The sequence below is a fragment of the Streptomyces sp. NPDC058145 genome (genome assembly GCF_042884245.1).
Lineage (GTDB): Bacteria > Actinomycetota > Actinomycetes > Streptomycetales > Streptomycetaceae > Streptomyces.
Window position 1 is genome coordinate 551020 of the sequence record NZ_JBHVUH010000002.1, and the last position, 21122, is coordinate 572141.

General features: G+C 71.7%; 17 protein-coding genes and 1 riboswitch. Of the genes, 6 read left to right on the forward strand and 11 right to left on the reverse strand.

The genetic code is table 11. The features are described 5' to 3' along the window. Window positions 1–230 precede the first annotated feature (230 nt). The 4 genes from ACFVVO_RS06345 to ACFVVO_RS06360 all read right to left on the reverse strand — a co-directional run bounded on the left by ACFVVO_RS06345 (window position 231) and on the right by ACFVVO_RS06360 (window position 5083). Window positions 231–926: a GntR family transcriptional regulator gene (locus tag ACFVVO_RS06345; RefSeq protein ID WP_390052183.1), complete on the reverse strand. Its 696-nt coding sequence runs from the start codon at window positions 924–926 to the stop codon at window positions 231–233. A gap of 200 nt (window positions 927–1126) precedes the next feature. Next, a complete protein-coding gene (locus ACFVVO_RS06350; RefSeq protein WP_390052185.1) occupies window positions 1127–1882 on the reverse strand; it encodes a M23 family metallopeptidase in 756 nt (251 codons plus the stop codon). Window positions 1883–1894: 12 nt separating this feature from the next. Continuing rightward, window positions 1895–2058: riboswitch (cyclic di-AMP (ydaO/yuaA leader) on the reverse strand. 245 nt (window positions 2059–2303) lie between these two features. Next, a complete protein-coding gene (locus ACFVVO_RS06355) occupies window positions 2304–3692 on the reverse strand; it encodes a M16 family metallopeptidase (RefSeq protein WP_390052187.1) in 1389 nt (462 codons plus the stop codon). Continuing rightward, window positions 3689–5083 (reverse strand): M16 family metallopeptidase, encoded by a 1395-nt coding sequence (locus ACFVVO_RS06360; protein ID WP_390052189.1) that lies wholly within the window; start codon window positions 5081–5083, stop codon window positions 3689–3691. Before ACFVVO_RS06360 ends, ACFVVO_RS06355 begins: the two co-directional genes overlap by 4 nt. A gap of 282 nt (window positions 5084–5365) precedes the next feature. On the opposite strand from ACFVVO_RS06360, the gene ACFVVO_RS06365 reads away from it, so the two are divergent. After that, window positions 5366–7822 carry a DNA topoisomerase (ATP-hydrolyzing) subunit A gene (locus ACFVVO_RS06365; RefSeq protein WP_390052192.1) on the forward strand — a complete coding sequence of 819 codons (2457 nt, stop codon included), beginning with the start codon at window positions 5366–5368 and terminating at the stop codon, window positions 7820–7822. Between the two features lie 27 nt (window positions 7823–7849). On the opposite strand, the gene ACFVVO_RS06370 is transcribed toward ACFVVO_RS06365, so the two are convergent. After that, on the reverse strand, window positions 7850–8920 hold the full coding sequence (locus ACFVVO_RS06370; protein WP_390052363.1) for a CobW family GTP-binding protein: 1071 nt from the start codon (window positions 8918–8920) through the stop codon (window positions 7850–7852). Window positions 8921–9166: 246 nt separating this feature from the next. After that, complete coding sequence (locus ACFVVO_RS06375) at window positions 9167–10330, reverse strand: citrate synthase (RefSeq protein ID WP_390052193.1); 1164 nt, start codon at window positions 10328–10330, stop codon at window positions 9167–9169. A 114-nt stretch (window positions 10331–10444) separates the two neighbouring features. Between ACFVVO_RS06375 and ACFVVO_RS06380 the strand changes: the two genes are divergently transcribed. From ACFVVO_RS06380 to ACFVVO_RS06395, 4 genes are all read left to right on the forward strand, one after another. Beyond that, entirely contained in the window at window positions 10445–11704 is a 1260-nt protein-coding gene (locus tag ACFVVO_RS06380; protein ID WP_390052195.1) for a citrate/2-methylcitrate synthase, read from the forward strand. 79 nt (window positions 11705–11783) lie between these two features. Further along, the gene (locus ACFVVO_RS06385; RefSeq protein ID WP_390052196.1) at window positions 11784–12725 is read left to right on the forward strand and encodes a sucrase ferredoxin; all 942 of its coding nucleotides are present in this window, start codon (window positions 11784–11786) and stop codon (window positions 12723–12725) included. Between the two features lie 104 nt (window positions 12726–12829). Then, window positions 12830–14539 (forward strand): ATP-binding protein, encoded by a 1710-nt coding sequence (locus ACFVVO_RS06390; protein WP_390052197.1) that lies wholly within the window; start codon window positions 12830–12832, stop codon window positions 14537–14539. Then, entirely contained in the window at window positions 14536–15216 is a 681-nt protein-coding gene (locus ACFVVO_RS06395) for a response regulator (protein ID WP_390052199.1), read from the forward strand. The genes ACFVVO_RS06390 and ACFVVO_RS06395 overlap by 4 nt, the downstream gene beginning before the upstream one ends. Before the next feature lie 18 nt (window positions 15217–15234). Here ACFVVO_RS06395 and ACFVVO_RS06400 read toward each other — a convergent pair whose 3' ends face one another. From ACFVVO_RS06400 to ACFVVO_RS06410, 3 genes are all read right to left on the reverse strand, one after another. After that, on the reverse strand, window positions 15235–16293 hold the full coding sequence (locus ACFVVO_RS06400; RefSeq protein ID WP_390052201.1) for an ABC transporter substrate-binding protein: 1059 nt from the start codon (window positions 16291–16293) through the stop codon (window positions 15235–15237). A gap of 92 nt (window positions 16294–16385) precedes the next feature. Beyond that, a complete protein-coding gene (locus ACFVVO_RS06405) occupies window positions 16386–17249 on the reverse strand; it encodes an ABC transporter permease (protein ID WP_390052202.1) in 864 nt (287 codons plus the stop codon). Beyond that, complete coding sequence (locus ACFVVO_RS06410) at window positions 17239–18054, reverse strand: ABC transporter ATP-binding protein (RefSeq protein WP_358936660.1); 816 nt, start codon at window positions 18052–18054, stop codon at window positions 17239–17241. The genes ACFVVO_RS06405 and ACFVVO_RS06410 overlap by 11 nt, the downstream gene beginning before the upstream one ends. A 158-nt stretch (window positions 18055–18212) precedes the next feature. Here ACFVVO_RS06410 and ACFVVO_RS06415 point away from each other — a divergent pair, with 158 nt between their 5' ends. Further along, entirely contained in the window at window positions 18213–18905 is a 693-nt protein-coding gene (locus ACFVVO_RS06415) for a response regulator (RefSeq protein WP_390052204.1), read from the forward strand. An 84-nt stretch (window positions 18906–18989) separates the two neighbouring features. Here the strand turns inward: ACFVVO_RS06415 and ACFVVO_RS06420 are convergent, their stop codons facing one another. Both ACFVVO_RS06420 and ACFVVO_RS06425 read right to left on the reverse strand, forming a co-directional pair. After that, window positions 18990–20582: a cation acetate symporter gene (locus ACFVVO_RS06420; RefSeq protein WP_390052206.1), complete on the reverse strand. Its 1593-nt coding sequence runs from the start codon at window positions 20580–20582 to the stop codon at window positions 18990–18992. Next, window positions 20579–21034 (reverse strand): DUF485 domain-containing protein, encoded by a 456-nt coding sequence (locus tag ACFVVO_RS06425; RefSeq protein WP_390052208.1) that lies wholly within the window; start codon window positions 21032–21034, stop codon window positions 20579–20581. The genes ACFVVO_RS06420 and ACFVVO_RS06425 overlap by 4 nt, the downstream gene beginning before the upstream one ends. Between the last annotated feature and the right edge of the window lie 88 nt (window positions 21035–21122).

Here is a 21122-nt window from a genome sequence, read left to right on the forward strand (position 1 = left end):
CCCGCGCATAAACCCCGGCCACCTAACACCCCGTGGCGGCCCTGTGTGGGGTTTTTTTGCCGCGGCCGGGTTTCCCCGCGCCCCATATGGCCCGTTACCCGGGGGGCCCGGCCCCCCCGGGCCCGGGCGCCACGGCTCCGCCATTTCACCGGCAATTGAGGAACGCGGGAAATCCGGGCAGCGGAAATACCCGCCATCGAATTCCCTCCTCTTTGTATACGGTGCCCGTGTTAATGCCGCGGGCTCGACATGTTTACAGCATGTTGCGAAGTCCTCACGCGGTCCGGGCGGCCCTCGCCGCCGGAAAAGCGCCATCGGTGCGCGACCGTCGCCCGCTCGGTGTGCAGCGCCGTGAGCGCACGCGCGCGTTCGCCGTCGCCGCGCGCCACCGCGTCCACGATCGCGCCGTGCTCGGCCCAGGAGTCCACCGGGCTCGACGGGGCCGCCACCGCGTACATCCAGGCGATCTTGTGCCGGAGTTGGGTCAGCATCGACGTCAGCGAGGGACTGCCCGAGGCCTGGGCGAGCGTCTCGTGGAACCAGCCCCCCAGCGCGCGCAGATCCTCGCTGTTGCCCCGTCTGGCCCGCTCCTGCCCCAGCCTGACCAGGCCGCGCAGCACCTTCAGGTGGGCCTCGGTGCGCCGCTGGGCGGCCCGGGAGGCGCCGAGCGGCTCCAGGAGCATGCGCATCTCCAGCAGGTCGGCGGCCTCCTGCTCGGTCGGCTCGGCCACGCACGCGCCCGCGTGCCGCCGGGTCACCACGAAGCCCTCCGCCTCCAGGGTGCGCAGGGCCTCACGAACGGGGACGCGCGAGACGCCGTAGCGGCGGGCCAGGACTTCCTCGGTGAGCCGGCCGCCGCGCCCATGGACACCTGCGACGATGTCGTCCCGGATCGCCGTGCACACCGAGTGCGCCGGAATACGCATGACCGACCTCCGCCTTAATCCCCGTGAAACGCCGACGATGGACGTGTTGATCCGTGACTCTATTCCAAAGGAGCGGAATTTCCGACGGCGGCCCGGAATCCATGCATATTTTTTGGCCAACCGGTCCGGCGGCCATCGCTGGAAACGGCGAAAGCCCCGGCTGGGTGAGCCGGGGCTTTCGGGTGTCCGTGCGGGAGATGTCAGACGTGCACGCCGTGCTTGCGGAGGTAGGCGATGGGGTCGACGTCCGAGCCGTACTCGGGGGTCGTCCGGGCCTCGAAGTGGAGGTGCGGGCCGGTGACGTTGCCGGTCGCGCCGGACAGGCCGATCTGCTGGCCCGGAACGACCTTCTGGCCCACCGTGACGCCGATGGACGACAGGTGGCCGTACTGGGTGTACATGCCGTCGGCCATCCGGATCACGATCTCGTTGCCGTACGCCCCGCCCCAGCCGGTGGAGACGACGGTGCCGGCGCCGACCGCGTGCACGGAGGTGCCGCTGGCGGCGTGGAAGTCGATGCCCGTGTGCGAGCCGGACGACCACAGGGAGCTGCTGGCCTGGTAGGCCGTGGAGACGTACGAGTGCACGATCGGGGCGACGAAGGCGTTCAGACGCCTGCGCTCGGCCTCGCGGGCGGCGCGCGCCGCGGCCTCGCGTTCCTTCTTCGCCTCGGCGGCGGCCGCCTTGGCAGCGGCCTCCTCGGCCGCCTTGCGCTCGGCGGCCTGGGTCTGGGCGGCGGCCTGCTCGTCGATCTGCTCGGCGACCTCGTCGCTCACACTGATCACCGGCGTGAGGCCGGTCTGCTCGACGGGCTTCTCGGCGGCGAGCGCCGGGGAGGCCGCGAGGGTGCCGATGACACCGGTGGTGGTGAGGGCTGCGACACCCGCCGCCTGGGCGGTGGTGCGCTTGACGCGGCCGGGCTTGCGGTGCTTCCCGGAGGCGCACATGAACGCCATGAAGTGGCTGGTCCTTTCCTTCCCTCTCGCCTACCGGGTTAGCTGACGGGTTCGGAGCAGGAAGGTCTCCTACGGACCCCCTCGCTCGCGCGCGGGCGTCCGATTCACCCCAGGGACTGCGATGGGTCCCCGGCTCCCCTGGCTCGCGCCGTACGGGGACTCGGCGATGGCTGTCCGGTGCCGCGGGCGCGGCGCACTGCCTGACGGACAGCCCGGAAGAAGCTAAGCGGCCCGGTCTTCGCCGCCCAAACGGATCCGGGCTTTTGTAGCGCATCCCACAGGGCAGACAGGCAACCTCCGCCTCAATTCGGACATCTGAACAAGGGCGGCTCACCCGTTTCAGGAAGGACCGCGCACGCGACGGGGACCTGACGGCCCGTCGGCCGCGAGGTCCCCACGCGCGCGTGACGCCGTCCGGCCGTTACTCGGCGGCGACGACGGTGACTTCGCCGATGCCGAGCGCCTCCACGGGCTCCTTGATCTGCGCGGCGTCACCGACGAGGACGGTCACCAGGCCGTTCACCGGGAAGGCGCTGACGACCGCCGCGGTGGCCTCCACGGTGCCGGTGGCCGCGAGCTGCTGATACAGCGTCGCCTGGAAGTCGTCGGGCAGGTGCTGCTCGACCTGGTCGGCCAGGGTGCTCGCGACGGCCGCCGCGGTCTCGTACTTCAGCGGCGCCACCCCGACCAGGTTCTGCACGGCGACGTCCCGCTCGGCGTCCGTCAGGCCCTCGGCCGCGAGGGTGCGCAGCACCTTGTACAGGTCGTCGAGCGCCGGGCCGGTGTTCGGGGTGTCCACGGAACCGCTGATGGCGAGCATCGCGGCGCCGGTGCCGTCCGGGGCGGACCGCAGGACCTGCCCGAAGGCGCGCACGCCGTAGGTGTAGCCCTTCTCCTCGCGCAGGACGCGGTCCAGGCGGGAGGTGAGCGTGCCGCCGAGGCAGTAGGTGCCGAGCACCTGGGCGGGCCACACGCGGTCGTGCCGGTCGGGGCCGATCCGGCCGATGAGCAGCTGCGTCTGGACGGCGCCGGGCCGGTCGACGATGACGACACGGCCGGTGTCGTCGGCGGTCACCGGCGGCACCGGGCGCGGCTCGGCGGGGGTGCCGGACCAGGCGCCCAGGGTGTCGGCGAGCAGGGCGTCCAGGTCGGTGCCGGTGAGGTCGCCGACCACGACCGCGGTCGCCGTGGCGGGACGCACATGGCGGTCGTAGAAGGCGCGGACCGCGGCCGCGTCGATCTTCTCGACCGTCTCCTCGGTGCCCTGACGCGGACGCGACATGCGCACGGTGGCCGGGAACAGCTCCTTGGAGAGCTCCTTGGCGGCGCGGCGGGAGGGGTTGGCCAGCTCGTGCGGGATCTCGTCCAGCCGGTTGCGCACCAGCCGCTCGGTCTCGCTCTCCGCGAAGGCGGGGGCGCGCAGGGCGTCGGCGAGCAGGCCGAGGCCCTTGGCCAGGCGGGAGGCCGGCACCTCGAGGCTGAGCCGGACGCCGGGGTGGTCGGCGTGCGCGTCGAGCGTGGCGCCGGCCCGCTCCAGCTCGGCGGCGTACTCCTCGGCCGAGTGCTTGTCGGTGCCCTCGGAGAAGGACCGCGCCATGATCGTGGCGACGCCGTCCAGGCCGGACGGCTCGGCGTCCAGGGGCGCGTCGAGCAGCACCTCCACGGCGACGACCTGCTGGCCGGGGCGGTGGCAGCGCAGCACGGTCAGGCCGTTGTCCAGCGTGCCGCGCTCGGGGGCCGGGAACGCCCAGGGCCTGGCCTCGCCCGGCTGCGGCTGGGGGTGGAAGTCCATCGGGGCGAGCTCGCTCACTTGGCCGTCTCCTCGTTGTCGTGTCGACCCTCCACGGTCGCCTCGGCCTCCGGGTCCTCCGGGACGTCGGCGTCCTGGACGGTCTCCGGGGACTTGGGCTCGTACACGAGGACCGCGCGGTTGTCCGGGCGCAGGCGGGCCTTGGCCACCTCCTGGACCCGCTCGGGGGTCACCTCCAGAACGCGCTCGACGGCCGTCAGGGCGAGCTGCGGGTCGCCGAACAGGACGGCGAACCGGCACAGTTCGTCGGCGCGGCCGGCGACCGTGCCGAGCCGGTCCAGCCACTCGCGCTCCAACTGGGCCTGGGCGCGCTCCATCTCCTCGGGCGTGGGGCCCTCCTCGGCGAACCGGGTCAGCTCCTCGTCGATCGCGGCCTCGATCACCGGCACCTCGACGTCACCGGAGGTCTTCACGTCCAGCCAGCCGAGCGAGGGCGCGCCGGCCAGCCGCAGCAGACCGAAGCCGGCCGCGACGGCCGTACGGTCGCGGCGCACCAGCCGGTTGTACAGGCGGGAGGACTCGCCGCCGCCGAGGACGGTCAGGGCCAGGTCCGCCGCGTCCGCGTCGCGCGTGCCGTCGTGCGGGAGCCGGTAGGCGGCCATCAGGGCGCGCGCCGGAACCTCCTCCTCGACGACCTCGCGCAGCTGGCCGCCGATGACCTCCGGCAGCGAGCCGTCGCGGGGCGCGGGCTTGCCGTCGTGGCCGGGGATCGAGCCGAAGTACTTCTCGATCCAGGCGAGGGTCTGCTTCGGGTCGATGTCGCCGACCACGGACAGCACCGCGTTGTTGGGCGCGTAGTACGTCCGGAAGAACTGGCGTGCGTCCTCCAGGGTGGCCGCGTCCAGGTCGGCCATCGAGCCGATCGGCGTGTGGTGGTAGGGGTGGCCCTCCGGGTAGACCAGGGCGGTCAGCTTCTCGAAGGCGGTGCCGTAGGGAACGTTGTCGTAGCGCTGGCGGCGCTCGTTCTTGACGACGTCCCGCTGGTTCTCCATGGACTCCTCGTCCAGGGCGGCCAGCAGTGAGCCCATGCGGTCGGCCTCGAGCCAGAGGGCGAGCTCCAGCTGGTGGGCGGGCATGGTCTCGAAGTAGTTGGTGCGCTCGAAGCTGGTGGTGCCGTTCAGCGAGCCGCCGGCGCCCTGCACCAGCTCGAAGTGGCCGTTGCCCGTGACCTGCCCGGAGCCCTGGAACATCAGGTGCTCGAAAAGGTGAGCAAGGCCGGTACGTCCCTTGACTTCGTGGCGGGAGCCGACGTCGTACCACAAGCAGACCGCCGCCACCGGGGTCAGGTGGTCCTCGGAGAGCACCACGCGCAGACCGTTGGCCAGGCGGTGCTCGGTCGCTGTCAGGCCCCCGGAGCCTGCCTCGGCTGTGGTCGTGTGACCCATGGGCATGTACGTCCCTTCGCGAGCGGAGGCGGTTGATGGAAACCGCGGTTTTCCTGCCGGTCCTGCCACTGTATGCAAGCGGGCGGAGCCTCGGCGAAGTTCCCGCCGGACGTACGCCCACAGCGGATCGCGTAGCCTGCGTCCCGCGTGCCGTGGGAGGGCTTCCCGGCACCGGGCCGGACCGCGGGGGACCGGGTCGCGGCCCGGGTTGTCAGTGCCGCGGTCCACAATGGTCCGCGTCAGATCCGTCAACCCCGAGCGAACAGAAATCTGGAGGAGCCGGCAGCGATGGCCCGCCGCAGCACGAAGACCCCGCCGCCCGACGATTCGTACGAGGAGAGGATCCTCGACATCGACGTCGTTGACGAGATGCGTGGCTCCTACCTCGAGTACGCGTACTCGGTCATCTATTCGCGCGCCCTGCCGGACGCCCGTGACGGACTCAAGCCCGTGCACCGCCGGATCGTCTACCAGATGAACGAGATGGGCCTGCGCCCCGACCGGAGCTACGTGAAGTGCGCCCGCGTCGTCGGCGAGGTCATGGGCAAGCTGCACCCGCACGGCGACTCGTCGATCTACGACGCCCTGGTGCGCATGGCGCAGCCGTTCTCGATGCGCGTCCCGCTGGTCGACGGCCACGGCAACTTCGGCTCGCTGGGCAACGACGACCCGCCGGCCGCCATGCGGTACACCGAGTGCCGGATGACCGAGGCGACGAGCCTGATGACGGAGTCGATCGACGAGGACACGGTCGACTTCGCGCCCAACTACGACGGCCAGGAGCAGGAGCCGGTGGCGCTGCCCGCCGCCTTCCCGAACCTGCTGGTCAACGGCTCCTCGGGCATCGCGGTCGGTATGGCGACGAACATGCCGCCGCACAACCTGCGCGAGGTCGTGGCGGCGGCCCGCCATCTGATCAGGCACCCGAACGCGGACCTGGACGCGCTCATGAAGCACGTCCCGGGCCCCGACCTGCCCACCGGCGGCCGGGTCGTCGGCCTGGACGGCATCCGGGACGCGTACGCGACGGGACGCGGCACGTTCAAGATCCGGGCGACGGTCACCGTCGAGACCGTGACCGCCCGCCGCAAGGGCCTGGTCGTCACCGAGCTGCCCTTCGCGGTCGGCCCGGAGAAGGTGATCGCCAAGATCAAGGACCTGGTCAACTCCAAGAAGGTCCAGGGCATCGCCGACGTCAAGGACCTCACCGACCGTGAGCACGGGCTGCGCCTGGTCATCGAGATCAAGAACGGCTTCGTGCCGGAGGCGATCCTGGAGCAGCTCTACAAGCTGACGCCGATGGAGGAGTCCTTCGGCATCAACAACGTCGCCCTGGTCGACGGCCAGCCGCTCACGCTGGGCCTGAAGGAACTGCTGGAGGTCTACCTCGACCACCGCTTCGAGGTGGTCCGGCGCCGCAGCGAGTTCCGCCGCAGCAAGAGGCGCGACCGGCTGCACCTGGTCGAGGGTCTGCTCACCGCGCTGGTGGACATCGACGAGGTCATCCGGCTGATCCGGTCCAGCGAGAACTCCGCGCAGGCGAAGCAGCGCCTGATGGAGCGGTTCTCGCTGAGCGACGTCCAGACGCAGTACATCCTCGACACGCCGCTGCGCCGGCTCACCAAGTACGACCGCATCGAGCTGGAGGCGGAGAAGGACAAGCTCATCGCGGAGATCGAGGAGCTGACCCGGATCCTGGAGTCGGACGCGGAGCTGCGCAAGCTGGTCTCGGCCGAACTGGCCGCCGTGTCCAAGAAGTTCGGCACCGACCGGCGTACGGTCCTGCTGGAGTCCGGGGGCGCGCCGGTGGCCGCCGTGCCGCTCCAGGTCGCCGACGACCCGTGCCGGGTGCTGCTGTCCTCGACGGGACTGCTGGCCCGTACGGCGACCGACGAGCCGTTCGCGGATGCGGCCGGCGCGAGGCGCGTGAAGCACGACGTGATCCTCTCGGCGGTCCCGACCACCGCGCGCGGCGAGATCGGTGCGGTGACCTCGGCGGGCCGGCTGCTGCGGATCAACGTCGTCGACCTTCCGCAGCTGCCCGAAGCGGCGACGGCGAACCTGTCCGGAGGAGCGCCGCTGGCCGAGTTCGTGTCCCTGGAGGACGACGAGACGGTGGTCTGCCTGGCCACGCTGGACGAGTCGTCCCCCGGCCTGGCGCTCGGCACGGCGCAGGGTGTCGTCAAGCGCGTGGTGCCCGACTACCCGTCCAACAAGGACGAGTTGGAGGTCATCACGCTCAAGGAGGGAGACCGGATCGTCGGCGCGGTGGAGCTGCGCACCGGCGAGGAGGACCTGGTGTTCATCACGGACGACGCTCAGCTGCTGCGCTACCAGGCGTCCGTCGTCCGCCCGCAGGGCCGCCCGGCCGGCGGTATCGCCGGCATCAAGCTGACCGAGGGCGCCAAGGTCATCTCCTTCACCGCGGTCGACCCGGCCGTCGACGCGGCGGTCTTCACGGTGGCGGGCTCGCGCGGCACGCTGGACGACTCGGTGCAGACGACGGCCAAGCTGACCCCGTTCGACCAGTATCCGCGCAAGGGCCGGGCCACCGGCGGCGTGCGCTGCCAGCGGTTCCTGAAGGGTGAGGACTGCCTGTCGCTGGGCTGGGCGGGCCCCGTCCCGGCGCGGGCGGCGCAGAAGAACGGCACGCCGGTGGAGCTGCCGGAGCCGGACCCGCGCCGTGACGGCTCGGGCACGTCGCTGCCGAAGACGGTGGCGGTGGTCGCGGGACCGGTGTCGTAGGGCGCCTGGCCTCACGCCCGCCGGCTGCTACGCCTCGTAGGTCTTCGTGCCCGGCTCCTCCTCGGAGCCGGGCACGAAGCGCAGGACGCCCCACATGCCGTGCTCGTCGGTGTGCGGGGCGTCGTTCCCGCACGCCTCGAGTTCCTTTTGGAGGGCGTCCGCGTCGATGTCGGAGCCGATCAGCACGAGCTGGGTGTGGCGGGGGCCGGCGGACGGCCAGGGCTCGGGCCTGAAGCGCAGGAACCGGCCGACGGCGTGCACGGCGTACCGGTTGACGGCGTCGTACGGCCCGAAGTCGACGTATCCCTTGATCCGGTAGAGCCCCTCGGGACGGCTGTCCAGGAATCGCATCAGCCGACGGGGGTCCATGGGCGGCGCGGAGGTGAAGGAGAGGCTGTCGTAGCCGGTGTGCAGGTGGCCGGCGTGATCGTGACCGTCCTCGCGGTGCTCGTGCAGGTCGTCGAAGGAGAGCTGGCCGATGCGCTCCTCGCTCGGCCCGCAGTCGAAGAGGAACTCCGGGTCGACGCGGCCGTAGGTGGCGGGGAGGACCGCGGCACGGTCGGTGAGCGAGCGGACGAGCGCGAGCACGCGGTCGGGGTCCGGCGCCCGGTCCAGCTTGTTGACCACGACCAGGTCGGCCAGGGCGAGATGCCGGTCGATCTCGGGGTGCCTGGTGCGGGTGTCGTCGAACTCGGCGGCGTCGACGACCTCGACGAGGCCGCCGTAGACGATCCCCGGCTGCTCGCTGGCCAGCACCATGCGCACCAGTTCCTGCGGCTCGGCCAGTCCGCTGGCCTCGATCACGATGGCGTCGATGCCCGCGGTGGGGGCGGCGAGCCGCTCCAGGTAGACGTCGAGTTCGCTCGCGTCGACGGCACAGCACAGGCAGCCGTTGCCCAGCGAGACCGTCGAGTCGCCGAGGGCGCCGGCCACCGCCATCGCGTCGATCTCGATGGCGCCGAAGTCGTTGACGATCGCCCCGATGCGGCTGCCTCCGCTGTGGTGCAGCAGATGGTTGAGGAGCGTGGTCTTCCCGGAGCCCAGGAATCCGGCGAGCACGAGCACCGGGATCGGCTGCGGGCTGCGGCTGTTCACCAGGCTGTTCCCCAACGGGCGACCTCTCTCACGCGGACGCGCACACCGGCTCGTGGCCCGGCGCGCGGAATTGCTGGAATTGACTGCGACCAGGATACGAGCGGGCGGAAACACGACGGATTGCGCGCTTGTCGGCACGCCCCGCGACGGCCGCTCGACCCGGTGGCGACCGGGTGCCAACCCAGCTCCGGGTCGGCTCCGGGTGGCGTCGGGTCGGCACCCGGTCGGCTCCAGGTCGTCGTCGTCGCCTCAGGCCGCCGGTGGCACCGCGACCGGCGGCTCCGGGCCCACGTAGCGCGCCACCGGCCGGATGATCTTCGGGTCCGCCGCCTGTTCCAGGATGTTGGCGCTCCAGCCCACCACCCGGGCCGCCGCGAAGGTGGGGGTGAACATCTCCCGGGGCAGGCCGCACAGTTCCATGACCACGCCCGCGTAGTACTCCACGTTGGTGTGCAGTTCGCGGCCCGGCTTCAGCTCGGTGAGGATCGCCTCGACGTGCCGCTCGACCTCGACGGCCAGATCGACGCGCGGACCGCCGAAGCCGAGGGCGATCTCCCGCAGCATCCGTGAACGGGGGTCCTCCGTGCGGTAGATGGCGTGGCCGAAGCCCATGACGCGGTCACCGGCGAGCACCCGCTCCCTGAGCCAGGCGTCGGCCCGGTCCGGCGTTCCGATCGCGTCCAGGGTGTCGAGCGCGCGGCTCGGCGCCCCGCCGTGCAGCGGCCCGGACAGGGCACCCACGGCTCCGACCAGGCAGGCGGCCACGTCGGCGCCGGTGGACGCGATGACCCGCGCGGTGAACGTTGACGCGTTGAATCCGTGGTCGATGGTTGAGATCAGGTATTGCTCGACCGCACGGGCCCGTCGCGGGTCCGGCTCCTCACCCGTGAGCATGTAGAGGTAGTTCGCCCCGTACGGCAGGTCCTCGCGGGGCTCGACGGGCTCGAGGCCCCGCCCGAGCCGGTACAGCGCGGTGAGCAGCGTGGGCACGGCCGCACAGGCGGCGACGGTGTCGGCACGCCGCTGTTGCGGGTCCGTGTCGTAGACCGGACGGAATCCCCGCGCGGCTCCCAGCAGCGACAGCGCGGTACGCAGGCCGGCCAGCGGCCCGGAGCCTCGGCCGGCCGCGGCGACGACGGGAAGGGCCGCGCGGACCTCCTCGGGCAGCCGGCGCAGCCTCGCGGTCTCGGCCACGAAGGACGCGGCGCGCTCGGGCTCCGGCAGGGTCCCGTGCACCAGGAGGTGCCAGACGTCCTCGAAGCCGCGGGTCCGCGCGAGTTCGACGGCCGAGTACTGCCGGTAGTGGTAGAAGCCCTCGATTCCCCGGACGTCGCCGATACGGGTGTCGGTGACGACGACCCCCGCGAGGCCACGCGGTACCTCGACACGGGGTGCGGTCCTGCTGACGGACATGGTGTCTCCTCCCTGGACTTGATCCGACTGTCCATGCTTGACTCGATTGCTGTCAATATTGATTGCATCAATATGTATCAATCAAGGTATGGAGAGACGACTACGGTGACCCCCATGCGCGATCACGAACCCGCTTCCGACCGGCGGCCCGGGCGACGGCTGAGCACCCGGGAGACCGCCGAGCTGCTCGGGGTGAAGCCGGAGACGGTGTACGCCTATGTGAGCCGCGGCCTGCTCAGCAGCAAGCGGGAACCCGGTGGCCGCGCCAGCACCTTCGACGCGAAGGAGGTCGAGACCCTCGCCCGGCGCAACCGCCGGGAAGCCGCGGGGAGTCCGGGCTCCGGGGGTGACCTGTCGGTCCGGACCCGCATCACCCTCATCGAGGAGGATCGCTACTACTTCCGCGGTGTCGACGCCACCGAACTGGCCGCGCGCCATTCCTACGAGGAGGTCGCGGAGTGGCTGTGGACGGGCCGGCTGACCCCGGGCATGACCTTCACCGCTCCGGCGACCACCGTCGAGGTCGCCCGCCGCGCCGTGAACGCCCTGCCGGAACACACCTCCCCGGCCGACCGGCTGCGGGTGGCGGCCATCGCCGCGGCGGCCGAGGACCCGCTGCGCTTCGACCTCTCCGAGGAGACGGTGCTGGGTACCGGGCGCATCCTCATCCCCACGCTCGTGGCCGCGCTGCCGCCCGTCCGGCACGACCACGAGGACGACGGCCCGCTGGCCCACCGCCTGTGGGGCCGGCTGACCGGTCGCCGCGCCGACGAGGCCTCGCTGCGCGTCCTGGACACCGCCCTCGCCCTGCTCGCCGACCACGACCTGGCCGCCTCCACGCTCGCCGTCCGGGTCGCCGCCTCGGCCCGCGCGCACGCGTACGCGGCCGTCTCGGCCGGACTCGGCGTCCTGGAGGGCCCGTTGCACGGTGCCGCCAGCGGCCTGGCCCACCGGCTGCTGCTCGATGTGCTGGACCAGGGCACCGCGGTCCCGGTGATCGCGGACGAGTTGCGGGCGGGACGGCGCGTCCCCGGGCTGGGCCACCGGCTCTACTCCGGCGAAGACCCCCGCGCGCACGTGCTGTTCGGCCTGCTGGAGCAGGTGCCGCACGCTGAGCCCGCGCTCCTCGCGGCCCGCGACGTCGTCGCCACGACCGCCCGGCACGCCCCGCTGCACGCCAACGTCGACCTGGCGCTCGCGGTGTTCACCGCCTCCTGCGGCATGCCCGCCACCGCCGGGGAGACGATCTTCGCCGTCGCCCGTACGGCGGGCTGGATCGCCCACGCCCTGGAGGAGTACGGCGAGCGCCCGCTGCGCATGCGCCCGAGCGGTCACTACGTCGGCCCGCGGCCCCCGCAGCCCCTGCCGGAGTGAGGCCGTCCGCGCCTGCGCCGGAGCCGACAGGGGCCCGGCCGGAAGTCGCCCCGGGAGGAGTCAGGTTAGGCTCACCTCTGTGAGTAGGTGCGCGACCGTCTCCCGGAACCTCGACGAGCCCGTTTCCGCCACGGCCGCCACGGCGACGACGTGGCTGCTGCTGGAGCAGTCCGGGCCGTGGGGGGCCAAGGCGCTCACCTCGAGCCACCTCGACCCCGTGGTCGGCCGCGCCCTGGAGGCCGCCGCCGAGGGAACCGGCGTACGCGTCGCGCTCGTCCGGCGCCCCGGCCGGCACGCCGACCCGGGCACCCCGGAACCGCGACAGGTGTACGCGGCCCACACCGTGCCCGGGAACGTGTGGCTGCACAGCGCCACCACGTGCGACCCGCGCCGTCTGCTCGACCTCGACTTCACCGCTCTCGGCGCCGGCGACCACCGCTCCTTCGGCACGGCGCTCGGCGGCGGGCCGCACACCGGCGATCCGCTCGCGCTCGTCTGTACCAACGGCAAGCGCGACCGCTGCTGCGCCCTCCTCGGCCGACCGCTCGCCGCCGAGCTGGACGCCTCCGGGGTGCGGGGCGTCTGGGAGGTCACCCACTTGGGTGGTCATCGCTTCTCACCGACGGTGCTCGTGCTGCCGTACGGCTACGCCTACGGCCGGGTGGAGGCGCACACGGTCGAGGCGGCCCTGCACGGCGTCCAGGAGGGGCGCGTGGTGCTGGAGGGCTGCCGCGGGTGCTCCGCCTGGGAACGGCCCGGCCAGGCCGCAGAGCTGGCCGTGCGCTCGGTGGCGGGGGTACACCGGGCCGGAGCGCTGGACGTCGTACGGACCGAGGGCGGGGCGCCCCGCTGGGAGGTCACCGTCGCCCATGCCGACGGCCGCCGCTGGCGCGTCTCGGTGGCACAGGGCGCGTCCCTGCCGCCGCGCCCGGAGAGCTGCGGCGCCTCGGTGCTCGGCGCGCCCGCGCGCATGGACGTGCTCGCGGTACGCGAGCTGAGGACGACGGCGCTGGCGAGCTGAACCCGGTGCCACCGGCCACGGCCCCGGCTCCGTCCGGCACCGGCCGGGAGATCCGTGCCACACCGGCTGGGGGCGGGCCGGGCCGCCCACGTACCGTCGTGGGTATGAGCTCCACTCCCCCCGCACGTCGCCTGCGCCTCGGTCTGCCCCGGCGGGTGTTCTCGCAGGTGCTGCTGATGCAGGTGGCGATCGCCGCGGGAGTCGCGGTGCTCGCCACGGGGTTGTTCCTGGCGCCGCTGAGCAAACAGCTGGACCAGGAGGCGATGCGCCGGGCCCTGGCCATCGCCCAGACCACGGCGCAGGACCCGGAGATCGCCGAGGGTGTTCTGACCACCCCGCCGAGCAGGAACGGCCCGGTGCAGCGGGAGGCGGAACGGATCCGGCACGCCACCAACGCCGAGTACATCGTGGTGCTGGACCGCCACTGGGTGCGCTGGTCGCACCCCACCCCGGAGCAGATCGGCCAACACGTCTCCACCGATCCCAGTGACGCGCTGGACGGCAGGGACGTCATGGAGATCGACAGGGGCACCCTGGGCCGCTCCGCGCGGGGGAAGGTGCCGCTGTACGACGCCGATCACCGGATCATCGGGGCGGTGTCGGTCGGCATCGCGTACGACAGCGTGCGCGCCCGGCTGCTCGCCGCGATACCGGGGCTGTTCGCTTACGCGGGCGGGGCCCTCGCGGTGGGTGCCCTGGCCGCCTGGCTGATCTCCCGCCGGGTGCAGCGGCAGACCAGGGACCTGGCCTTCTCCGACATCTCGGCACTGCTCGCAGAGCGTGAGGCGATGCTGCACGGCATCCGGGAGGGCGTGGTCGCGCTCGACCGCGGCGGCCGTATCCGCCTGCTCAACGACGAGGCCCGGCGGCTGCTGGGCCTCGGCGACGAGGCCGTCGGCAAGTCGCTGGACGAGGCGCTGGGTGAGGGCCGCACCGCGGACGTGCTGGCCGGCCGGGTGACCGGCACCGATCTGCTGACCGTGCGCGGGCAGCGCGTCCTGGTCGCCAACCGCATGCCCACCGACGACGGGGGCGCCGTGGCCACCCTGCGCGACCGCACCGAGCTGGAGCAGCTGGGCCGTGAACTCGACTCCACCCGTGGTCTGATCGACGCGCTGCGCGCGCAGGACCACGAGCACGCCAACCGCCTGCACACCCTGCTCGGTCTGCTGGAGCTCGAGATGTACGACGACGCCGTGGAGTTCGTCGGCGAGGTCGTCGGGGACCACCGGGTCACCGCCGAGCAGGTCACGGAGAAGATCCAGGACCCGCTGCTGGCCGCCCTGCTGGTCGGCAAGGCGACCGTCGCCGCCGAGCGCGGCGTCGCCCTGTGGGTGTCGGAGCGCACCCGGCTCCCGGACCGGCTCGTCGACCCGCGAGGACTCGTGACGGTCGTGGGCAACCTGGTGGACAACGCGCTGGACGCGGTCGCGGGCACCCCGCACGCGCGCGTGGAGGTCGAGTTGCGCGCCGAGGGCCGTACGGTCGTGCTGCGAGTGCGCGACACCGGGCCCGGCATCCCGGCGGACCAGCGGGAGCTCGCCTTCACGGACGGGTGGTCCACCAAGAAGCCGCCCGCGCACGGCAAGCGGGGCCTGGGTCTTCCGCTGGTGCGCCGGCTGGCCGAACGGCAGGGCGGCGGCGCGACGGTGGGCACGGCGGACGGCGGCGGCGCGGAGTTCACCGTCGTACTGCCCGAGGGGCTCACCGACGCGCTGAGCGCGCCGGACCAGGAGCCCTCGCTCACCGGGTCCGACGCGTCCGGGGCGGCCACGGCCGGGGTGCCGGCCCCCGCCGGGGAGGAGGCACGGTGATCGAGGTCCTGGTGGTGGACGACGACACCCGCGTCGCCCGGGTCAACGCCGCCTACGTCGGGAAGATGCCCGGCTTCCATGTGGCCGGCGAGGCGCACAACGCGGCCGAAGCGCTGCGCCTGTTGGACACGCTGCCCCGGCTCGACCTGGTCCTCATGGACCACTACCTGCCCGACGACACCGGGCTCGCGGTGGTCCAGGAGATGCGCCGGCGCGGGCACCAGACCGACGTCATCATGGTGACGGCCGCGCGGGACGTCTCGACCGTCCGGGCGGCCATGCGGCACGGCGCGCTGCAGTACCTGGTGAAGCCGTTCGCGTTCGCGGGACTGCGGGCCAAGCTGCAGGCGTACGCCGTGCTGCGCCGGACACTGGACGGCGGCGGTGAGGCCGAACAGGCCGAAGTGGACCGAATCTTCGGCGCCCTGTCCGCGCCGTCGGAGCCCGAGCTGCCCAAGGGGCACTCCCCCACCACCGCCGAACTGGTGCGCCGCGCCCTGATGCAGGCCGAAGGCGCCCTGTCCGCGCAGGAGATCGCCGAGCTCACCGGGGTGAGCCGGCAGACCGCCCAGCGCTATCTCAAGCTCCTGGAGCGGACCGGACGGGCCCGGCTGACGCTGAAATACGGCGACGCGGGCCGCCCGGAACACCGTTACGTGTGGGCGACCCGCGTCTGAGCGGGTTGGTCGCGGGCGCTACTTGGCGGCGTCGACGAACTCGGTCGTGTACGTCTTCTTCAGGTCCACCTTGGCGTTCTTGATGTTGAGGTTGAACGCCTTGAGGACCTTCTCGACGGTCTCGGGACCGTTCGCCGGCATCACGCCGTCCTTGGTGAACATCGGCAGCGTGCTCTTGATCGCCTCCGCGTAGAGCGTCTTGTCGCCCTGGGAGTAGTCGGCGGGCATCTTGGCGGCGATCTCGGAGGCGCTGTGGGTGGACATCCACTTCAGCGTCTTGACGAACGCGTTGGCCAGCTTCTGGACGGTCTCCTTGTGCCCGTTCACCCAGTCCGTCTGCATGTACAGACTGGACGACGGGTACGGCCCGCCCAGCGCCTCCTGGGAGCCCTCGGGGGTGCGCATGTCGAGGAGGATCTTCCCGGCCTTCTTGTCCAGGATGGTGGCGACGGTCGGGTCGGTGGTCATGCCGGCGTCGATCGAGCCCTGCTGCAGCGCCGCGATGAAGGTGGGGCCGGCGCCCACGGCGACCGGGGTGAACTCGCTGATGTTCACGCCGTTCTTGACCGCGAGGTACTTGGTGAGGAAGTCGGTCGAGGAACCGAGGCCGGTGACGCCGAGCTTCCTGCCCTTGAAGTCCTTCGGCGAGGTGATGTCCCCCGCCTTCTTGCCGGCGACGACCTCCACCTCGCCGGGGGCGTGCGAGAACTGCACGACGGACTCCACGGCCTTGCCCTTCGTCTGCAGGTCGAGGGTGTGGTCGTAGAAGCCGACGGCGCCCTGGACCTGGCCTGAGACAAGCGCGGTCTCGGCCTGGACACCGGCGGGCTCGCTGAGCAGTTCCACATCGAGGCCCTCGGAGCCGAAGTAGCCGAGGCGCTGGGTGAGCATGGCCGGCAGATAGATGACCTTGTCCAGGCCACCGACCATGATCTTGACCTTCGTGCCCTTGCCGTCGCCCTTGCTGCCGGCGTCGGCGGAGGTGCTGCTCGCCGCGTCATTGGCGCAGGCGGTGAGCGAGGAGAGGGCGAGCAGGCCGGAGACGGCGAGCGAGGCGTATCTGGCGGTCTTGCGCATGAAGGTTCACGTCCTTGTGAGAGGGCGGTGCGGGGAAGGGGGGTGTCTTGGAGCGCCACGGCTGCACGGCGGCGCTCGGCGACGGCCCGGGCTCAGTGGTCGGAGTTCGCCGGCTTCCACCGGAAGATGCGGCGCTCGGCGAAGGTCAGCAAGCCCTCGGCGACGAGTGCGACGACCGCGAGAATGACCATCGCCGCGTAGACGCCGGCGGCGTTGAAGGTGCCCTGGGACGCGGCTACGAGCAGGCCGATGCCCTTCGTGGCGCCGATGTACTCGCCGACGATGGCGCCGATGAGGGCGAAGCCGAAGCTGACGTGGAGGCTGGTGAAGATCCAGGAGGTCGCCGACGGCACGACCACCTGAAGCGTCACTTTGCGGTCGCTCGCGCCGAGGATCCGGGCATTGGCGACCAGGTTGCGGTCGACCTCGCGGGCGCCCTGGAAGGCGTTGAAGAACACCGGGAAGAACACCAGCACCACGGCCGACGCGATCTTGGAGGCGGGACCCAGGCCGAACCAGATCACGAAGATCGGGGCCAGGACGATCCTGGGAAGGGAGTTGAGGACCTTGATGTACGGACCGAGGACATCGGCGAGGAAGGCGATCCGCCCCAGCGCGATACCGAACACCACACCGGCGACGACACCGATGGCCCAGCCGAGCAGCGCCTCGTGCAGCGTGTACCAGATCTGCTCGCCCAGAGAGCCCTGTGCGGTCCCGTGCATCACCCAGGTGTTGATCTGGTCCCAGATCTTCGAGGGCATCGAGAAGTTGAACGGATCGATGACCTTGGCGCGGGACAGCGCCTCCCACAGACCGAGCACGGCCACCAGGAGGATCACCCGCGCGGCGGTGACGACCACCTTGCGTCTGCGGGCGGCCTGAGCCCGCGACTCCGCGCGGCCCGGAACCTTCACCGTGTCGACGACCGGCGTGCTGAGCACCTCAGGCGACATTCGCGGCACCCCTTTCCCGGGTGATGCGGACCTCTTCGCCGAGGGACTCCCAGATCTCGCGGTAGATCTCGATGAACCGCGGCTCCAGCCGTACCGACTCGACCTTGCGCGGCCTCGGCAGATCGATGTCGAAGACCTGCTTCACGGTCGCGGGCCCCGCGGTCATCACGACGACCTTGTCGGCCAGCGCGATGGACTCCTCCAGGTCGTGGGTGACGAAGACGACCGAGGCGCCCGTGCCCTCCCACAGCTCCAGCAACTCGTCAGACATCAGCGCACGGGTCTGCACGTCGAGCGCCGAGAACGGCTCGTCCATCAGCAGGATCTCGGGGTCGTTGACGAAGGTGGCGGCGAGGGCGACGCGCTTGCGCTGGCCGCCGGAGAGCTGGTGCGGATAGCGGTCCTCGAAGGCCGCGAGACCGACCCGGGCCAGCCACTCGCGGGCCTTCTGCTTGGCCTCCGCCTTGGGCACGCCCCGGAAGCGGGGACCCGCCATCACGTTGGACAGCACCGTCCGCCAGGGGAAGGTGGCGTCCTGCTGGAAGACGAAGCCGACCTTGTCACCGACGCCGTCGACCGGCTCCCCGGCCACCAGCACCTCGCCCTCGCTGGGCTCCTCCAGGCCGCTGACCAGGGTCAGCGTGGTGGACTTCCCGCAGCCGGTCGGCCCGACGACGGCCACGAACTCGCCGCGCCGCACGGTGAGGTCCAGGCCGCGCACGGCCGTGTGCAGACCCCCCGACGGGGTCCTGAAGGTTTTGCTCGCGCCCCGTAGCTCGATGGCGGGGCTGGTGTCTGTGCTCATGGCCCGGGACGGTAGATGTGGCCCCGGCCACAGCAGCAGTCTTGTGAGCACATGCCGTTCTTTTGCTCGCAAGCACCTGTTGTGCTCATTTTGCTCGCGTTACAACTGCGGAGCCGAAACACGGGCTTAACGCTCGCCGGCCTTGAAGGAGAGGCCCGATGATTGACGTCCTGGTCGTGGACGACGACTTCCGCGTCGCAGAGATCAACGCCAAGTACGTGGGAAAGGTTCCCGGTTTCCGGGTGGCCGCCCGCGCGCACAGCGCCGCACAGGCTCTGGCCGCCCTCGAACGCGCCGCCATCGACCTGGTCCTGCTCGACCACTACCTGCCGGACCGGACCGGTCTCGAACTCGTGCACCGCATGCGGGAGCAAGGACACGGCACCGACGTCATCATGATCACGGCGGCCGGCGATGTCACGACCGTCCAGCAGGCCATGCGCCTGGGCGCCCTGCACTATCTGGTCAAGCCCTTCACCTTCGCCGCCCTGCGCACCCGCCTGGACTCCTACGCTGCCCTGCGCCGCACCGTCGACCGTGTTGGTGGCCGGGGGCTGACGGGTCAGGAGCAGGTCGACCGGATCTTCGGCGCGCTGCGCACCTCTCCCGCGCCGTTCGCGCCTGGCCTGCCCAGCGGCCACTCGGAACCCACCACGGACCTCATCTGCGATGTGCTGCACGGCGCGGACCAGCCGCTGTCCGCCCACGAGGTCGCGGCGCGCACCGGCCTGAGCCGCTCCACGGCCCAGCGGTACCTCCGCCACCTGGAACAGGCGGGCCGCCTCAGCCTCTCCCTGAAGTACGGGGACACCGGCCGCCCGGAACACCGGTACGCATGGGTGGCGCCGTAAGCGCCGGTGCCCGTCGGCCACCGCGCCGAACGGCGCCCGCGCGCGGTGCGCCTGCGCCTGCCCCTGCCCCTGCCCCTGCCCCTGCTATACGGCGCCCGCGCCGGTCAGCGACCGTACCTCGGTCTCCGCGTACTTGGCCTCGTCGGCGACCTCGTCCGAGGTGACCGTGCCCAGCCAGCCGGCCAAGAAGCCCAGCGGGATGGAGACGATGCCCGGGTTCTGCAGCGGGAAGTACTGCAGGTCGAGGTCCGGGAACAGCGAACCGGGGCTGCCGGACACCACCGGGGACAGCAGCACCAGCACGAGAGCCGGGATCAGTCCGCCGTATACGGCCCACACCGCACCCCGTGTGGTGAAGGCACGCCAGAACAGCGAGTAGACCAGCACCGGCAGGTTCGCCGACGCGGCGACGGCGAAGGCCAGACCGACGAGGAAGGCGACGTTCAGATCGCGGGCCAGCAGACCGAGCGCGATCGCGACGACGCCGATGCCCACGGCCGCGAGACGGGCCACGGCGACCTCGCCGCGCACCTTGGCGTGCGGACGCCGCAGCGACGCGTACAGATCATGGGCCACGGACGCCGAGGAGGCGAGGGTGATCCCGGCGACCACCGCGAGGATCGTCGCGAAGGCGACGGCGGCGACCACCGCGAACAGCACCGTCCCGCCCGTGGAGCCGACGCCTCCGCCGAGATCGAGGGCGAGCAGGGGCATCGCCGTGTTCCCGGCCGCGTTGGAGCGGCGCAGGGCCTCGGGTCCCACCACGGCGGCGGCCCCGAAGCCGAGCACGATCGCCATCAGGTAGAAGCCGCCGATCAGGCCGATGGACCACACCGCGGAGCGGCGGGCGGCCCGCGCGGTGGGCACGGTGTAGAAGCGGGAGAGGATGTGCGGCAGACCCGCCGTGCCCAGCACCAGGGCGAGGCCCAGGCTGATGAAGTCGAGGCGGGCGGTCCAACTCCCGCCGTACTTCAGCCCCGGCGCCAGGAACGCGTCGCCATGGCCGCTGCGTTCGGCCGCCGTGACCAGCAGCCGGTCCAGATCGCCGTGGAAGCGCACCAGCACCAGCACGGTCAGCGCGACCGTCCCGCTGAGCAGCAGGACCGCCTTCACGATCTGGATCCAGGTGGTGGCCCGCATGCCGCCCAGTGACACATACGTCACCATGAGGGCGCCGACCGCGATGACCGTCCACGCCTGGGCCGTCCCGCTCGTGCGCCCCAGCAGCAGTGCCACCAGACTGCCGGCGCCCACCATCTGGGCCACCAGATACAGAACGGACACAGTGACCGAGGCGGTTCCCGCCGCGATCCGCACCGGTCGCTCGCTCATCCGCGCGGCGACCACGTCGGCGAGCGTGAACCGCCCGCAGTTGCGCACCAGTTCCGCCACCAGGAACAGCACGACCAGCCAGGCCACGAGGAAGCCCACCACGTACAGCAGACCGTCGTACCCGTACAGCGCGATGAGCCCGGTGACCCCGAGGAAGGAGGCGGCCGACACGTAGTCACCCGCGACCGCGAAACCGTTCTCCATCGGGGAGAACAACCGCCCGCCGGCGTAGAACTCCTCCGCGGAACCGTGCCGTCTGCGGCTCACCCACGTCGTGATGGCCAGGGTGACGGCCACGAACCCGCTGAACAGCAGCAGTGCCAGTGTCTGGTGTTCGCCGGTCACGAGGCGCCTCCTCGGGCTCCACGGGTCAGTTCTTGTGTGTCCCAACGCAGTTCCAGCGCGAGCCGGTCCCGGCGCAGCCGAGCATGCCGGGCATAGCCCCAGGTGAGCAGGAAGGTGCTGAGGAACTGACCGAGCCCGGCCAGCATCCCCACGTTCACCGCCCCCACCACCGGCCTGGCCATGAGCCCCGGAGCGGTCGTCGCGGTGACCACGTAACCCACGTACCAGACCAGGAAGGCGGCGACACCCGGCACCACGAACCTCCGGTACCGGCCGCGGACCTCCTGGAAGGCCTCGCTGCGCTGCACCTCGAGATACACGTCGCGGGCCCGGACCGCCGCCGCGTCCCACTCCCCGCGCGCGGCCGGAACGGCCCGGGCCGGCGTGCCGGTGCCGTCCGGTTCACCCCAGCCGGAAGCCAGGGCGTCGTACCAGGGGTCCTCGTACCTCACCTCGCGGGAGACCGTGCCGTGGTCATCGTGATTCCCGGCCGAACTCCCGGCACCGTCCCCGGCTCCCCGGGCACGACCGTCGCTTGAC

Coding starts and splice junctions, on each gene's coding strand:
- ACFVVO_RS06345 (WP_390052183.1), bottom strand. CDS start 926: ATGCGTATTCCGGCGCACTCGGTGTGCACGGCGATCCGGGACGACATC.
- ACFVVO_RS06350 (WP_390052185.1), bottom strand. CDS start 1,882: ATGGCGTTCATGTGCGCCTCCGGGAAGCACCGCAAGCCCGGCCGCGTC.
- ACFVVO_RS06360 (WP_390052189.1), bottom strand. CDS start 5,083: ATGCCCATGGGTCACACGACCACAGCCGAGGCAGGCTCCGGGGGCCTG.
- ACFVVO_RS06365 (WP_390052192.1), top strand. CDS start 5,366: ATGGCCCGCCGCAGCACGAAGACCCCGCCGCCCGACGATTCGTACGAG.
- ACFVVO_RS06375 (WP_390052193.1), bottom strand. CDS start 10,330: ATGTCCGTCAGCAGGACCGCACCCCGTGTCGAGGTACCGCGTGGCCTC.
- ACFVVO_RS06380 (WP_390052195.1), top strand. CDS start 10,445: ATGCGCGATCACGAACCCGCTTCCGACCGGCGGCCCGGGCGACGGCTG.
- ACFVVO_RS06390 (WP_390052197.1), top strand. CDS start 12,830: ATGAGCTCCACTCCCCCCGCACGTCGCCTGCGCCTCGGTCTGCCCCGG.
- ACFVVO_RS06400 (WP_390052201.1), bottom strand. CDS start 16,293: ATGCGCAAGACCGCCAGATACGCCTCGCTCGCCGTCTCCGGCCTGCTC.
- ACFVVO_RS06405 (WP_390052202.1), bottom strand. CDS start 17,249: ATGTCGCCTGAGGTGCTCAGCACGCCGGTCGTCGACACGGTGAAGGTT.
- ACFVVO_RS06410 (WP_358936660.1), bottom strand. CDS start 18,054: ATGAGCACAGACACCAGCCCCGCCATCGAGCTACGGGGCGCGAGCAAA.
- ACFVVO_RS06415 (WP_390052204.1), top strand. CDS start 18,213: ATGATTGACGTCCTGGTCGTGGACGACGACTTCCGCGTCGCAGAGATC.